The 15,257-nt window shown below is 58.2% G+C and carries 12 protein-coding genes; 5 read left to right on the top strand and 7 right to left on the bottom strand.

Annotation, left to right across the window (positions count from 1 at the left end; genetic code table 11):
• Position 1: 1 nt before the first annotated feature.
• From U5A05_RS05595 to U5A05_RS05585, 3 genes are all read left to right on the top strand, one after another.
• On the top strand, positions 2-601 hold the full coding sequence (locus U5A05_RS05595; protein WP_261741162.1) for a short chain dehydrogenase: 600 nt from the start codon (positions 2-4) through the stop codon (positions 599-601).
• A 152-nt stretch (positions 602-753) separates the two neighbouring features.
• On the top strand, positions 754-1,425 hold the full coding sequence (locus U5A05_RS05590; RefSeq protein ID WP_261742382.1) for a COG3650 family protein: 672 nt from the start codon (positions 754-756) through the stop codon (positions 1,423-1,425).
• A gap of 90 nt (positions 1,426-1,515) precedes the next feature.
• Positions 1,516-3,126, top strand: coding sequence for an NAD(P)/FAD-dependent oxidoreductase (locus U5A05_RS05585; protein WP_321835914.1), 1,611 nt, complete (start codon positions 1,516-1,518; stop codon positions 3,124-3,126).
• A 168-nt stretch (positions 3,127-3,294) separates the two neighbouring features.
• Here the strand turns inward: U5A05_RS05585 and U5A05_RS05580 are convergent, their stop codons facing one another.
• On the bottom strand, positions 3,295-4,389 hold the full coding sequence (locus U5A05_RS05580) for a PLP-dependent cysteine synthase family protein (RefSeq protein ID WP_321835913.1): 1,095 nt from the start codon (positions 4,387-4,389) through the stop codon (positions 3,295-3,297).
• A 250-nt stretch (positions 4,390-4,639) separates the two neighbouring features.
• On the opposite strand from U5A05_RS05580, the gene nhaA reads away from it, so the two are divergent.
• Positions 4,640-5,821 (top strand): Na+/H+ antiporter NhaA, encoded by a 1,182-nt coding sequence (nhaA, locus tag U5A05_RS05575; RefSeq protein ID WP_261741159.1) that lies wholly within the window; start codon positions 4,640-4,642, stop codon positions 5,819-5,821.
• A 96-nt stretch (positions 5,822-5,917) separates the two neighbouring features.
• Positions 5,918-6,517, top strand: a complete 600-nt coding sequence (locus U5A05_RS05570; RefSeq protein ID WP_261741158.1) for a hypothetical protein — start codon at positions 5,918-5,920, stop codon at positions 6,515-6,517.
• Positions 6,518-6,591: 74 nt separating this feature from the next.
• Here U5A05_RS05570 and U5A05_RS05565 read toward each other — a convergent pair whose 3' ends face one another.
• The 6 genes from U5A05_RS05565 to dinG all read right to left on the bottom strand — a co-directional run bounded on the left by U5A05_RS05565 (position 6,592) and on the right by dinG (position 15,192).
• Positions 6,592-7,056: an outer membrane lipoprotein gene (locus U5A05_RS05565; RefSeq protein ID WP_095002981.1), complete on the bottom strand. Its 465-nt coding sequence runs from the start codon at positions 7,054-7,056 to the stop codon at positions 6,592-6,594.
• 192 nt (positions 7,057-7,248) lie between these two features.
• Entirely contained in the window at positions 7,249-7,896 is a 648-nt protein-coding gene (pdxH, locus tag U5A05_RS05560) for a pyridoxamine 5'-phosphate oxidase (RefSeq protein ID WP_321835912.1), read from the bottom strand.
• A gap of 23 nt (positions 7,897-7,919) precedes the next feature.
• Complete coding sequence (locus tag U5A05_RS05555) at positions 7,920-9,092, bottom strand: OmpA family protein (protein ID WP_261741156.1); 1,173 nt, start codon at positions 9,090-9,092, stop codon at positions 7,920-7,922.
• Between the two features lie 109 nt (positions 9,093-9,201).
• Positions 9,202-10,347, bottom strand: a complete 1,146-nt coding sequence (locus tag U5A05_RS05550) for a serine hydrolase domain-containing protein (protein WP_261741155.1) — start codon at positions 10,345-10,347, stop codon at positions 9,202-9,204.
• Between the two features lie 253 nt (positions 10,348-10,600).
• Positions 10,601-12,952 (bottom strand): beta-galactosidase, encoded by a 2,352-nt coding sequence (locus U5A05_RS05545; RefSeq protein WP_321835911.1) that lies wholly within the window; start codon positions 12,950-12,952, stop codon positions 10,601-10,603.
• 95 nt (positions 12,953-13,047) lie between these two features.
• Entirely contained in the window at positions 13,048-15,192 is a 2,145-nt protein-coding gene (gene dinG / locus U5A05_RS05540) for an ATP-dependent DNA helicase DinG (protein ID WP_261741153.1), read from the bottom strand.
• Positions 15,193-15,257 lie beyond the last annotated feature (65 nt).

Here is a 15,257-nt window from a genome sequence, read left to right as displayed (position 1 = left end):
CATGAAAATCCTGTTGATTGGCGCTCACGGTACGATTGGTTCAGCTATTGATCGCGAACTGTCACCGCGCCACGAGATCGTGCGCATAGGCCGCAAAAGCGGCGATTTTCAGGTTGATATCAGCGACAGCGCATCAATTCGCCAACTGTTCGAACAAACCGGACGCTTCGATGCACTGATCTGCGCGGCTGGCAATGTCAGCTTTGTGCCACTCATGGAGATGAGCGAGAAAGATTTCGCCCTGGGCTTGCAGGACAAACTGATGGGCCAGGTCAACTTGCTGTTGATCGGTCGCGAGTTTGCCAACGATGGTGCATCGTTCACTTTCACCAGTGGCGTCATCAGCCGTGAGCCGATCCGCACAGGCAGTTCGGCGGCACTGGTCAACGCGGCACTCGACGGTTTCGTAAAAGCTGCCGCCATTGAGTTGCCACGCGGGCTGCGGGTTAACTCCGTAAGCCCTACAGTGCTGGAAGAAGCAATGGAACACTACGCGCCGTACTTTCGCGGCTTCAAGCCCGTAGCGGGCGCCGATGTGGCCCTGGCCTACGCCAAAAGCGTAGAAGGCCTGCACACCGGGCAAACCTATCCAGTCGGCTGACCCAAAACCCAACGTTTGGACTCCATGAACCCGTGTGGGAGTCATCGCACCGCCGCTCCCACATGGTCGAGAAACCCTCCCCATCCACCCTCCCCCCTTGTGATGCACGGCGAGCCTGAGTAACGTGGCGGCTCCAGTCAGGAGTCCCAATGATGCGTGCTGTTCGTCCCTTGGTTTTGTTTGCCCTGCTGCCCGTGTTTGCGGGCTGCCAACTGCTTAACAGCAAACCTGCTGACACCAACGCTGGTCTGACCCGCTTGCAAGGTGAGCTGGTTTCTTCCAATGACCAGCTCGTGTTTCAACCGTGCGTCGGCCAACAGCGCTACGTCGTACGCGACAGCGCCAATACCACCCTGGTGCAAGACGCGTCTTACATGCCCAATTCTCCGGGCAAGTTGTTCGCCGATATTCGCGGCCGCTTTGTCGCCAGCCAGACACCCGGCACTGACGGTGAGGTCGAGCTGCAGCAGCTCTATCGCCTGGAGCGCAGCAACAGCGCCTGCCAGGACCCGAACTTCAAGCAACTGACCGTTCACGCCAACGGCAATGGCCCAGCGTGGGAAATACAGGCCGGGGGCAAGGGTATGGTGCTTAAACGCGAAGGCCAGCCAGACTTGGCTCTGCCGTACGTTGAAGAACAGGTCGGTGATGGCCGTTTCTCCCTGTCCACTGAAGCCAACAACCAGCACATCGAGCTGTGGGTTGCCCCACAACGTTGCACCGACAGTAGCAACGGCAGCGTGCAGCATCTGGGTGCCGAGCTGCGGATCAACGGTCAGATCCAGCGCGGTTGCGGTTATTTCGGTGGCGCGCGTAACGACTAGCCGACAACTGTTGCCGCATATTGCCTCGAAGCAGCTTACAATTGGCGGTTCTGCCAGGGTTTACCTGGCCCCCCGATACTGGACACTGTCATGTTACGAATTACCGAACTCAAGCTGCCGATCGACCATCCCGAAGAAGACCTGCGCCCTGCCATCCTGCAGCGCCTGGGTATTGAAAGTGATGACCTGCTCGATTTCACCTTGTTCAAGCGCAGCTACGATGCGCGTAAAAAATCGTCCGAATTGTGCTTTATCTACACCATCGATCTGAGCGTGCGCGATGAAGCACCGCTGCTGATCAAGTTCGCGGACGACCGTAACGTCAATCCAGCGCCAGACGTCAGCTACAAAGTTGTCGGCCAGGCCCCCCAGGATTTGAGCGAACGCCCGATTGTGGTGGGCTTTGGCCCCTGCGGTATTTTCGCCGGGCTGCTGCTGGCACAAATGGGCTTCAAGCCGATCATTCTTGAACGCGGCACCGAAGTTCGCCAACGTACCAAGGACACTTGGGGCCTGTGGCGCAAAAACGTGCTCAACCCCGAGTCCAACGTGCAGTTTGGCGAAGGCGGCGCAGGCACGTTCTCGGACGGCAAGCTCTATAGCCAGATCAAAGACCCGAAACACCACGGCCGCAAAGTGCTGCACGAGTTTGTCAAAGCCGGCGCACCGGACGAGATTCTCTACGTCAGCAAACCGCATATCGGTACATTCCGTCTGACCGGTGTGGTCGAGAACATGCGCCAGCAAATCATTGCGCTGGGCGGCGAAGTACGCTTTCAACAGCGTGTGACTGACGTACTGATCGACGACGGTCAACTGACCGGTGTCGTCTTGGCTGACGGTGAGCAACTGAACTCGCGTCATGTCGTCCTGGCCCTGGGCCACAGCGCCCGTGACACATTCCGCATGCTCCACGGTCGTGGCGTGTACATGGAAGCCAAACCGTTCTCGGTGGGTTTCCGCATTGAACACCCGCAGTCGCTGATCGACAGCGCCCGTCTGGGCAAGTACGCCGGTCACCCGAAGCTGGGCGCTGCCGATTACAAACTGGTACACCACGCCAAAAACGGCCGCTCGGTTTACAGCTTCTGCATGTGCCCTGGTGGCACCGTGGTTGCCGCCACCAGCGAACCGGGTCGCGTTGTGACCAACGGCATGAGCCAGTACTCGCGTAACGAACGCAATGCCAACTCGGGCATCGTGGTCGGCATCACGCCAGAAGACTACCCGGGCGGGCCATTGGCCGGGATCGAACTGCAGGAACGCCTGGAGGCCCACGCCTACGTCCTGGGCGGTAGCAACTACGAGGCTCCGGCGCAACTGGTCGGCGACTTTATTGCCGGCAAGCCGTCCACGGCACTGGGCAGTGTCGAGCCGTCCTACAAGCCGGGTGTATCCCTGGGTGATTTGGCTCTGGCTCTGCCGGACTTCGCCATTGAAGCCATCCGCGAAGCCTTGCCGGCGTTCGAGAAGCAGATCAAAGGCTTCTCGATGCATGACGCGATCCTGACCGGGATCGAAACCCGCACCTCGTCGCCGCTGCGCATGACCCGTGACACGTCAATGCAAAGCCTTAACGTCAAGGGCTTGTTCCCGGCAGGCGAAGGCGCAGGCTACGCAGGCGGGATTCTGTCGGCAGGTGTCGACGGGATCCGGATTGCCGAAGCTGTGGCTCGCGACATTCTGGGCATCGAAGCGTAAGGCCCAGTCGAGGCTTGCTCAATACTTGTAGCAGTTGCCTAAGGCTGCGTTCGATTGCGAAGCAATCGTAAAACCTGAACCCGGCGTATAACTGATAAGTCGGGGTCGCTGATTTTACGACGGCTTCGCCGCAGAACGCAGCCTGCGGCAGCTGCTACAAGAGCATCCTCAAATCCCCGCCCGCAACACTCCAGCAGGCAATGCCGCGCCCTGCTCCACACAGGCTTTGACCGCGCCGATCAAGCCATCCAGCTCATAACCCTGGGCCTTGAGCCACTGCGCATCGTAGTAGGTGGTGGCATAACGTTCGCCGCCATCACACAAAATAGCCACGATTGATCCGCTCTCGCCGCTCGCAACCATATGGTGCGCCGCGATCAGTGCGCCGATCAGATTGGTTCCGCTCGACCCTCCGACCCGCCGCCCCATGCGCTGCGCCAGATAATGCATGGCCGCCAGCGACAAGGCATCTGGCACCTTGACCATCGCATCGATCACTTTCGGCAAAAACGAAGCCTCAACCCTGGGCCGACCAATACCTTCGATACGTGAACCGCAGTCCAGACGCAAATTGGCATCACCACTCAGGTAGTAGTCGAAGAACACCGAACGCTCGGCATCTGCGCACAGTACGCGAGTGTGGTGCTGGCGATAGCGCACATAGCGCCCCAACGTCGCGGTAGTACCGCCCGTGCCCGGACTGGAGATCAACCAGCTCGGCTCTGGGTGACGCTCAAAGCGCAGTTGCTGAAAGATTGACTCGGCGATGTTGTTATTCGCCCGCCAGTCCGTGGCCCGTTCGGCATAGGTGAACTGGTCCATAAAATGGCCGCCGGTCTCCAGTGCGAGACGCTCGGACTCGGCGTGAATTTGCGTCGGATCTTCTACCAGATGGCTTTGGCCGCCATAAAAGGCAATTTGCTCAATCTTCGCGGGCGAGGTACTGGCAGGCATCACGGCAATAAAGGGCAAACCCAGCAGCCTGGCAAAATAGGCTTCAGACACTGCCGTTGAACCGCTGGAAGCTTCAATGACCGGGGAGCCGGCTTTTAGCCAGCCATTACACAGCGCATACAAAAACAGCGAGCGCGCCAGACGATGCTTGAGGCTGCCCGTGGGGTGACTAGATTCGTCCTTGAAGTACAACTCGATACCCGGCAACCCCGGCAGCGACACAGGAATCAGATGGGTGTCAGCGCAACGCTGAAAATCCGCTTCAATCGTACGAATGGCTTCGCGGGCCCACTGGCGATCTTGGTTCATTGAGGGTGGCTCGGTGGTAACAAGAAGGGAAAGCACAGCAGCGCGTGCAGTAAAGAACAACTAATCCTAAGGCATTTCCTACGGCCGCTACAGACACAAAACAGACTCAATTTGACACACAACTGCTAGGCTCTTTAGCGATGTGAGATCAAGCTCCCGCTTATAACAAAAAAGAATATAGTTTTTGTTTTAACAACTATCCCCACAGGTTAGGGTGTCGCACCCTTTACTTAATCGATGGAGAGCGACCTTGCCTCTGCGTAGCACTTTCACTCGTTTCTTTCAGTTGGAAGCTGCCAGCGGTCTGCTGTTGATTGCCGCGGCCGCTCTGGCTCTGATCATCAATAACTCACCGCTTTCCCACTACTACACGGCCTTTCTGGACGTACCGGTAGCGGTACAGATCGGCGCCCTGCAAATCGCCAAACCTTCGCTGCTGTGGATCAACGATGGCCTGATGGCCTTGTTCTTTCTGCTGATCGGCCTGGAGGTCAAACGCGAGCTCCTCGATGGCCAGCTGTCCAAGCCCTCGCAAGTCGTGCTGCCCGGTGCAGCCGCGATTGGCGGGATGGTCGTACCGGCACTGATCTACTGGTACATCAACAAGGACTACCCGGACGCACTCGGTGGCTGGGCGATCCCCATGGCCACCGACATCGCCTTCGCCCTCGGCGTGCTGGCCTTGCTCGGCAAACGTGTGCCGGTATCGCTCAAGCTGTTTCTGATGACCCTGGCGATCATCGATGACCTGGGCGCAATCATCGTGATTGCGGTGTTCTATTCCAGCGAACTGTCCGGTGTGTCGTTGATGCTGGCAGCCGCGTGCCTGGTAGCTCTGATTGCGATGAATCGCATGGGGGTGATCAAGGTCGCGCCTTATATGATCATCGGTCTGATCCTCTGGGTTTGCGTACTCAAAAGCGGTGTGCATGCCACGCTGGCGGGTGTGACCCTGGCGTTCTGTATCCCGCTGCGGACCAAAAATTCCGAACCCTCTCCGTTACTGACCATCGAGCATGCGCTGCACCCGTGGGTGGCTTATGCGATCCTGCCGTTGTTTGCATTCGCCAATGCCGGGGTATCCTTGACGGGCGTCAGCATGCACAGCTTCGTCAGCCATGTGCCGATGGGCATTGCTGCGGGCTTGCTGATCGGTAAGACCGTAGGTGTCTTCGGCTTGACCTGGATCGCCATCAAGATCGGCATGGCAACACTGCCAGCAGGGGCCAACTGGGGCCAGGTACTTGGCGTGGCCATTCTGTGCGGCATCGGCTTTACCATGAGCCTGTTCGTTGGCTCGCTGGCGTTCGTAGCGGGCAGCAGCGACTATGTGGGCATGGACCGCATGGGTATCCTGACCGGCTCGATCCTGGCAGCGTTGATCGGCTATTCCGTGACGCTGTTCTTCAGCCGTAAACAACCGGTAGCGTGACCCTGCTTTAATGTGGGAGCGGGCTGGACCGCAATAAGGGCAACGCACATTACCTGCGTTGCCCTTGTTGCTTGTAAACCGCCAAAAGAGAAAATCGTGGCCGAAAAATTTCAGATCGTGCAATACGCGGGCATTACCGTGATGTTTCCGGCAGCGTTGGTCATTGCTGCCTGGCTATGGTCTGCCGCGTCGAAAAAAATCGCTCTTTTGTGGTTGGGCGTGCTGGTGTCTGCGTACCTGATCGTGGGCGTGAGCAAGATCCTGTTCAAGGGCTGGGGCATTGGCCTGCATGATCTGGGCATTGCGGTCTTCAGCGGCCACGCGATGAACGCCTGCCTGGTCTTCACCGTGATGCTCAACCTGTTGTGCCAACAGCTCGATCAACGCTTGCGCTGGCCTGTGCTCGGGGCGGGGTTGCTGGCGACCTGGTGGTTCGCCATCAATTACGTGGCCCATACCATCCACCCACTGCCAGAAGCCATAGCAGGTGCCCTGATCGGCTCGGTTGCCGCGTGTGTATTTTTGTTCAGCCTGAAAAAACACGACATCAGTAACATCCCGCGGCCCGCTTTGGTGATGGGGCTGGCAGTGGTGCTGGCGTTCAACTGCCTGCCTAAATACACGGCTGAACGTTTGCTGGACCGCATAGCCATATCGCTATCCGGGGCAGATCAGGCGTTCAAACATTCGTCCTGAGCCGTTTTAGAGACGTAAAAAAACCCCGGCCAGTTCGCACTGGCCGGGGTTTTGTTTTAGCGCTGTAACCCGATTTACTGGGTAACGCGGCTAGTACCGTCAACGGTCATGATCCGCACGCGCTCGCCGGTACGGAATACCTGGTTCGGCTCAACCTGTTGTACATAAGCGCGGGTGCTGCCGTCGTCTTCACGTACGGTGATTTCTACACCCTGGGTCTTGGTCAGACCCGATTCGGCTGCCGAACCCAACAGGCCACCGGCTACTGCGCCGATAACAGCTGTCACGATGCTGCCACGACCGCCGCCGATGGCGCTGCCGCCAACACCACCCACGATGGCACCAGTCGCGGCGCCGATTGGGGTTTTGGTGCCTTCGATTTGTACAGGACGCAAGGCAACGATAGTACCCATACGAACGGTCTGTACACGTCGAGCTTCGTCACGCGAGTAGGTGTCGCCGGTCAAGCTGGAGGTGCAGCCGCCCAACAAGACAGTCATGGTTGAGAAGGCTGCAACTAACAGAACGGATTTACGCATAGGATCAACTCCAAAAGATCAGGGATTCATTAAACTCCGCAGCCAGTCACCTGTCACGTTTCAGCGCGGATAAAAAAGCTCTATTCAGGCCCTGTACAGTAAAAACAGAGCCTTCTTCCATTTCAAAACTTGCGCAAAGCGTAGCTTGTAACAGCCATTTTGCACTGCGCGCGTGCGGCGCAGCTTACGCTTTCAGGGCGCCAGCCGCTCACGCGTCCAGATACTGCCGTCACTTCGATAGTTAAGACGGTCGTGCAAACGACTTGGACGGCCCTGCCAAAACTCGATCCGTTGCGGCAGTAGCCGGTAACCACCCCAGTGTTCCGGGCAATGCGGTTGGGTGTCGCTGAAGCGCGCCTGCGTGGCCTCAAGCAACTCGACCAGCTCGTCCCGATCCGCAATCACCTGGCTTTGCGGCGAGGCCCAGGCCCCGATCCGGCTACCCAAGGGGCGCACTTGATAATAAGCATCGGACTCTTGCGGCGTCACCTTGACCACTTGCCCCTCGATACGCACCTGGCGCTCCAGGGTTGGCCAGAAAAAGGTCATTGCCGCGAACGGACGCTCAGCCAACTGCTGGCCTTTGGCGCTGGTGTAATTGGTGAAAAAGGTAAAACCCTGTTCATCCAGACCTTTGAGCAAGAGCACCCGGCAATGCGGGCGCCCCTCACCATCTACTGTTGCCAGGGTCATGGCATTCGCTTCGACCGGCGGCTGCTCGGTGTTGACCGCGTCGTTGAACCACTGATGAAACAGCGCAAAAGGCTCTTCCGGGGCCTGAGCCTCGGTCAGCCCGTCGCGAGTGTAATCACGCCGCATATCGGCCAGTGTTTGAGTCATGACGCAATCCTTTCCTGAATCAATCAGTTCTTGGCCTGATCGTTGGCTGCCACTTTCTTGTCTGCAGCGGGTTTGGCCTTAGCGACTACTGACTTTTTGGCTGGAGCCGGCTTTGCCGCCTTTTTCGCCGGTGCAGATTTTTTCGCTACGACGCCTTTTTTAGCCGGTGCCGCTGCCTTCTTCTTGGCAACCGAAGGTGCCACTGCAGGCTGTACCGCGACCAGATCGGCTGGCGACAGGGCTGGCTGGCTGTACTTGCTGACCAGCGCGACCATGGTGGCTTGCGGGGTCATAAGGATTTCAACCCGGCGATTCAACGCACGGCCTTCATTGCTGTCGTTGGCTGCACGCGGCATCACGGAACCCATGCCGCGCAAGGTCAGACGGTTACTTTGCAAACCGCTCATGCGGAAGATCGCCGCGACCGACTTGGCACGATCCAGGCTCAGACGGGTATTGGAAGCCATGGCGCCTGCGGAGTCCGCATGGCCAAGTACCAGTACGGCAGTCTTGGGATCGCCTTCAACTACTTTAGCCACACGGGTGAACGGGCCAAGCATCGACGGCATCAGCAAATCCGGACGGGTAGCCTTGAACGAGCTGTCAGCCGCGGCCACGATCACCAGCAGGTTCTCGCGACGCTCCAATTGCAGGTTGGTGTCTTTGATGGCGATACGCAGGCGTGGCTCGTATTCATCCAACCAGGCTTGGGTGATTTTCGGATCCGGCATCGGGATCACGCCAACCGTTGCGCCTTTGGAGTCCTTGGCATCGCTACCAAACGGCCACCACCAGTTCTTGGTAGAGGTTGCAGCAACTGGGGCGACGTCCGCTACTTTGGCCTTTTCAACCGGGGCGTCTTTTTTCGAGGAGTCAGAACCAAAAGGCCACCAGCTAGAACCGCTGTCTTTGGCAACGGTTGCCGGTGCAGCCGCATTTTTTGCAACTGGCACTGGGGCAGCAGCGGTTTTGGCGACTGGCGCTGGAGCCGCGGCAGTCTTGGCAACTGGCGGGGTCACTTTAGTATCTGCTGGCTTGGCTGCAGCACTGACGCCTTTATCTGCTGGAGTCGACGCCTGGTCGGACGAACCCAACTGCCACCATTTGTGGCCGCCTTCGGCGTCATTCTGTGGAGTTTGTGCGCAACCGGTAATAGCCAGGCAAAGAGCCAGAGCGAGGGTCTTATTAGATGACATTGAATATCCACACAATGAATTAGGAATAAAGAGGCGCTAAGCCCACATAAAAAACGTATTGAAAACAGAAAAGCTACAGAGTTCCGACCTACGGCCTACAAATCTCCTGTTATAGGCACTGAGCCAAGACACTCACCAGCTTTTGCGCCCGTGGGTCCATCAAGACATAAGGCCCCAGAGTATTAGTCACAAAACCAAAGGCTACCTCTCGGTCCGGGTCGGCAAAGCCGATCGACCCACCCGCACCAGGATGGCCAAAAGCCTTTGGACCAAGGCCGAAGGTCGCGTTAGGCACGGTCGGCTGATCCAGCATGCAACCCAGTCCAAGACGGGTCTGGGTGCGCAGGGTTTTATCCTCGCCGAGGCTATGCTCGCGGGTCAGTTGCTCAAGCATCTCGGCTTCGAGCAGGCTGCCATCGAGCAAACCACTATAGAAACCAGCCAGGCTACGGGCATTGCCATGCCCATTGGCGGCAGGCTGTTCCATCCGGCGCCACTCCGGCTTATTGGTGCTGGTCATGATCGAGGGCGGATTAGTGAACGCCCGAGTGCTCATGGATGTCGGCTCGTTCATCATCGCCTTCAACAGACGCTGCGCTGCCGCATCCCCCATAGTGCCCTTGCTCCGAGCAATATGGGCCACCCGGTAAAACTCCTCGTCCGCCAGCCCGACATGAAAGTCCAGCCCCAGCGGCCGGGCTGTGCGCGCCATGATCGACTGACCGGCACTGCGACCGTCGGCACGACGAATCAACTCGCCCACCAGCCAGCCATAAGTGATCGCGGCATAACCGTGACCTTCGCCAGGCGTCCACCAAGGAGCTTCAGCGGCCAGCGCATCAACCATGGTCTGCCATTCATATAACGCCGCAGGCGGCATTAACTCACGCAACGCCGGCAAGCCGGCCCGATGGCTCAGCAACTGGCGCAGCGTGATGGATTCTTTGCCCGCAGCCGCAAACTCAGGCCAGTAGCGAGCCACGGGAACATCGAGTTCCAGCTTGCCCTCTTCCACCAATTGCAGCGCGGTGACAGCGGTAAAGGTTTTGGTACAGGAAAACAGATTCGCAATAGTGTCTGTATGCCACGGTTGCTCACCGTCCTTGTCAGCCGTACCGGCCCACAAGTCGAGTACTGTTTCGCCACCGATCTGGATGCACAGTGCTGCGCCGCGCTCTTGCGGATCATTAAAAAGATCGGCAAACGCTTCGCGTACTGTTTCGAACTTAAGGTCGTGAAAACCCTGAATCTGCACCCGCACCTCCTGGATCAAGCATGGCTCTACAAGGCGTGCATTGTTCCAGCACCAGTAAGATTTTGAAACAGAGCAAACAGCTCAGAGCGCACAATTTTTGTGCGCTGATGAGTCGGCGCGCAAAGTATCAGCACCGGAGTGGATTTTTTGTGAAAAAGGTAAACCCTGCCGGGCACAAATCCCGCTTAAAGCGAGGCGTAGACCCCGCGCTGCAGATTTTTTGGTGCCCAAGCCATAACGCATGGCTGCAGGCTTAGTGACCTTTACCCGAGTGCCCCCCAGCATGTCCCGCGCCAGAGCTCCCGCCACTGCCATCGTCAGAGGCATGCACCGGGGCTTTTACTGTTTTTTCAGCCTGGGTCTGAGCTTTTGCTGCGTCCTGGCTCAACTGGTCAAGAGCTTGCAGGTTAGCCTTGCGCACACTGTCAACAAAGCCGGTAAACGGCAAGTCGGTAATGCCGATCATGCCGAAGTGGCCGTTCTCGCCATCCAGCAAGCGGCCGGTTACAGGCTGGTCCAGATACTGGAACCAGTGCACGCCGACAATCGATGGCTCAGCCACGGCCTGTTTGAGAAATTTACTGTAAGCCGGGCCACGGGCATCTTCGTTGGCCACCTCGGTCACACCCCCCCAGAACGGGCCACGGTCGCGGGAACCAAAGTTGAACTCGGTAATCATCACCGGTTTGTCCAACTCGCGCAGTTTGGCGAAGTCGTAGCCGTCCTGCGGTTGCAGGGTATAGAAGTTGAAACTCAGGACATCACAGTACTTGGCACAGGATTCTACGGCTTCTGGGGTGCTGACGGCGAAGCGCCCGCCCAGCAGCAAGTGATTCGGGGCATGCCATTTCAGCGAATCGGAAATGGTCTTGAAGTAGGTGTCGGCGAAAACTTTTTGGAAGTACTTATAGTCAGCTTCGATTTCCGGGTGCTCGGCATTAGGCAAAGGCGCCTCGAAGCCCGGATCTTCCATCAGTTCCCACGCCGGAATATCGACACCCCAGGCCTTGGACAGACCTTGCTGGTTGCGGTACTTGTCGCGTAACTGCTTGAGAAATGCACGCTTGGCCGGTGCGTCGGTGGTCATGCGCAGAGTGCCAAAGGCCAGCGCATAACGCGACTTAGGGTCATCTCCCGGGCCAGCCCAGGCCAGTTCGTTGTCGGCAAAGTAGCCAATCAACCAGGGATCATCCCGATGGTCACGCGCGGCAATGGCCACGGCACGCTCGGTGGCCATGGCAAAGCGCGGGTCAAACGGATCAGGCATGCCGCCCCACCAGTCAGTACCGGTGCTGATGCTGGTGTAGTCGCCAACAATCGACAACGGCAAGGTGTAAGGCACACGATCATTGAGGCCCAGTTGCGGGTCGCTCCAGTTACCAATCGTGTTGAACCCCCAGGCTTGCAGGCGATCCAGGGTATGGGTTTGCCAGCGTTTGGCATCAAAGACTTGCGGCGCACACGGAATGGCAGGGTCACTGCCTGGTTCTGTCTTGGCTGTTACGCAAGGCTCGCCATAGATCCGTTGCAGGTTGGCGCCATAGAAGTTGTACCAGCGCCCAGCGTTAAAACCACGTCCCTGCGAGGCACCATTACCGTTGTTATTGTTCCCGGCACCGTAATAGCCGGCCAGTGCAGTACCGTCCTTTGGCAAGTCGGTGAACATCCATTCACGCCCTGCAACGTAGGTCTGGCTATCGCTGGCCGTTACTGAGTTCAGGCCCAACGAGTAAAACGGGTGGCCTTCAGGAGTGATCAGGTTCCAGCGGCCATTGCGTTTTTCGGTACGAAAGAAACCAGTCGCGTCAAATGCCGGGCCCTTGAGCCAGCCGCCAAACTTGTCCTGGTCAGCACGGCTGGCCAGCCAACCCTTGATTTGCTGCTGTTCCTTGGCTGCCGCCGCCTTGAGCTGGTCGTCATTGGCAATACGCTCAGGCCATTTGGCCCGGGTCGACTGGCCATAGCCGTCGACAATCGAGCCATACACGGCCTTGATCACGCCATCGCCGTCCTGCACCCCAAAGCGCTCCAGCAGAATACTTTGCGCGGCGGTCGGTTGCGGTATCGACAAGCTCACCGAGACCACTTGGCTCAGATCAATTTCACCCTGGCTGCTGGCCAGCAAAATGCGCTGACCATCAACTGTCATCGGCATCGGCGGACCAGCGCGCATGCCCTGGCTATGCGGCGTATTGGCCTTCAATGGCAACAACAGCGTCTGCGCCGGGCCTGCAGGCAGTTCGACGCGGCTGATCAGGGTTTTGCCGTTACTGCTTTGTACGGTCACGTCCAGAGTGAGCGCCCAGTTCATGGCGTTCTGGATGCGCAGGGTCATCATCCCCGACTGCGACCAGTCCCACACCCCGGTTTGCGGCGTTAAACGCAGGCTTGGCGCTGCAGCCGGGTTAAAGATCACACGACGCAGCACTTCGCCTTCGGCCGTTTGCTCCGCATTGTATTGCGGCAAACTCGCATCCACGGTTGCCACTTGCACTACATCGGCCGGGCGAACGAAATTGAACAGGGTTTGTTGACCAGCAGGCGCCGCCAGTAACGGGGTCGTAACCAGCAACGCAAAAACAGCAGACAGCGAACGGCGAATCATATGGATCTGGTTCTCCCAAACGGCCGAAAACGGACCTGTGAGGTGGTGAAAGTCAAAGCATAGACAGCAAAGTCGACGATAACGCCGACTCGCGCTTAAGAAATTTCGCGCCTGAATGGCGGCAGTGCATTAAGAATCGCTTTGCCGTAGCGCTGAGTGACCAGTCGCCGATCCAGCAAAGTGATGGTGCCGCGGTCCTGTTCGGTTCGCAGCAGACGCCCGCAAGCCTGTACCAGCTTGAGCGAAGCGTCGGGCACCGAAATCTCCATGAAGGGATTGCCGCCCCGCGCTTCGATCCACTCGGCCAAGGCCGCTTCGACCGGATCATCCGGCACCGAAAACGGAATTTTGGCAATCACTACGTGTTCGCAGTAGGCGCCGGGCAAGTCCACACCCTCGGCGAAACTGGCCAGCCCGAACAGCACGCTGGAGTCTCCGCCATCGACCCGCGCCTTGTGTTTGTTGAGGGTCTCCTGCTTGGACAGGTTGCCCTGGATAAACACCTGTTTACGCCAGTCACGCTCCAGGCCGTCGAATACGTCCTGCATTTGCTTGCGCGATGAAAACAGCACCAGCGTGCCCCGCGAGCCTTCGACCAGACCAGGCAGCTCGCGAATGATCGCCGCCGTGTGGGCTGTGGCGTCGCGCGGGTCAGCCTTGAGGTCCGGCACTCGCAACACCCCTGCATCGGCGTGATGGAAAGGGCTTGGCACCACCGCCGTTACAGCGGTTTTTGGCAGACCCGCACGCATGCGGAATCGATCGAAAGTGCCCAGCGCAGTCAGGGTAGCCGATGTAACGAGCACCCCATAGGCCACGTTCCACAGGTTACGGCGCAACATTTCAGCAGCCAGGATGGGGCTCGCGTTGACTTCGATATCAAACAGCGAACCGCTTTCAGCCAAGGTCAGCCACCGAGCCATTGGCGGGTTGTCTTCAGGGTCTTCGACGGTAAACGCGGTCCATAACTCCCAGTTGCCCTGGGCACGGGACAGCAGGCTGCCAAACAGCGGATACCACTCTTCGGCCTGGTTGCTGGTGATGCCGATGTTGACCTCACCGTCCATGCCGTCCTTGAGAATCTCGGTCAGCCGGGTGAACAGATCGGTCAGGCGCGAAAAGCCCTTTTTCAGTTCGATGCCCATTTCACGCATGTGATCGGGAATCAAGCCGCCGATAAAGCGATGGCGCGGGCGCTCACGGCCTTCAGGCTCTTCGCCTACTTTAAAGTCGGCAATTTGCTCACAGGCTGTGAACATGAACTGTTGCTGGGCCTTGATCTCTTTGGCCAGCTCCGGAACTTGCTCCAACAAACGCCCCAGATCGCCCGGCAACGGATGCTGGGCAAGCAGTTTGGTGAGGTTTTTGGCGGTTTGCTCAAGCCAATCGGCCGTAGAGCGCAAACGGGTGTAATGGGCGAAATGGCCAATGGCCTTGTCAGGCAGGTGATGGCCTTCGTCGAACACGTAGACCGTGTCACGCGGGTCAGGCAACACCGCGCCGCCGCCCAGGGCGAGGTCCGCCAGCACCATGTCGTGGTTGGTGACGATCACGTCCACCTTGCTCATGCCTTCACGGGCCTTGTAGAAGGCACACTGGCCGAAGTTGGGGCAGTGACGGTTGGTGCATTGACTGTGATCGGTGGTCAGACGCGCCCAGTCCTGATCTTCAAGTGCCTGGGGCCAGCTGTCGCGGTCGCCGTCCCATTTGTTGCCGGCCAGCTTCTCGATCATGCTGGTAAACAGCTTCTGGCTGGCCTCATCGACTTCAATCTTGAAGCCTTCCTCTTCAAACAGCTGCGCCGTCGCGGTTTGCGCGTGGCCCTCTTGCAGCAGCATGTCGAGTTTGGACAGGCACATATAGCGCCCACGACCTTTGGCCAGCGCAAAGCTGAAATTCAGCCCGCTGTTACGCATCAGGTCGGGAAGGTCCTTGTAGACGATCTGTTCTTGCAGCGCGACGGTCGCCGTGGCAACTACCAGCCGCTTGCCTGCAGCCTTGGCCACAGGAATCGCTGCCAGGCAGTAAGCCACGGTTTTACCGGTACCGGTGCCCGCCTCAACGGCGACCACAGCCGGGTCGCCACTGCGGTGGTTTTCTTCGTCGGTGTCGATATCGCCCAGCACTTTCGCCACTTCAGCGATCATCAACCGCTGACCGTAACGTGGCTTGAGGCTCTTGGATTCGAGAAAACGCGAGTAAGCGCCCTGGATCTGGGTTTTGAGTTCGGTACTAATCATGATTCTTCGGGCGCAAGAAACGCTGGATAAATTTTCAGTGGTTCGAATGGCCGCTATCATACCCC

This window comes from Pseudomonas kulmbachensis (genome assembly GCF_963681935.1).
Classification (GTDB): Bacteria; Pseudomonadota; Gammaproteobacteria; order Pseudomonadales; family Pseudomonadaceae; genus Aquipseudomonas; species Aquipseudomonas kulmbachensis.
Note: the sequence above shows the minus strand (reverse complement) of the source record. Positions and strands in the feature narration are given on the sequence as shown.

Coding starts and splice junctions, on each gene's coding strand:
- U5A05_RS05595 (WP_261741162.1), top strand. CDS start 2: ATGAAAATCCTGTTGATTGGCGCTCACGGTACGATTGGTTCAGCTATT.
- U5A05_RS05590 (WP_261742382.1), top strand. CDS start 754: ATGCGTGCTGTTCGTCCCTTGGTTTTGTTTGCCCTGCTGCCCGTGTTT.
- U5A05_RS05585 (WP_321835914.1), top strand. CDS start 1,516: ATGTTACGAATTACCGAACTCAAGCTGCCGATCGACCATCCCGAAGAA.
- U5A05_RS05580 (WP_321835913.1), bottom strand. CDS start 4,389: ATGAACCAAGATCGCCAGTGGGCCCGCGAAGCCATTCGTACGATTGAA.
- U5A05_RS05565 (WP_095002981.1), bottom strand. CDS start 7,056: ATGCGTAAATCCGTTCTGTTAGTTGCAGCCTTCTCAACCATGACTGTC.
- pdxH (WP_321835912.1), bottom strand. CDS start 7,896: ATGACTCAAACACTGGCCGATATGCGGCGTGATTACACTCGCGACGGG.
- U5A05_RS05555 (WP_261741156.1), bottom strand. CDS start 9,092: ATGTCATCTAATAAGACCCTCGCTCTGGCTCTTTGCCTGGCTATTACC.
- U5A05_RS05545 (WP_321835911.1), bottom strand. CDS start 12,952: ATGATTCGCCGTTCGCTGTCTGCTGTTTTTGCGTTGCTGGTTACGACC.
- dinG (WP_261741153.1), bottom strand. CDS start 15,192: ATGATTAGTACCGAACTCAAAACCCAGATCCAGGGCGCTTACTCGCGT.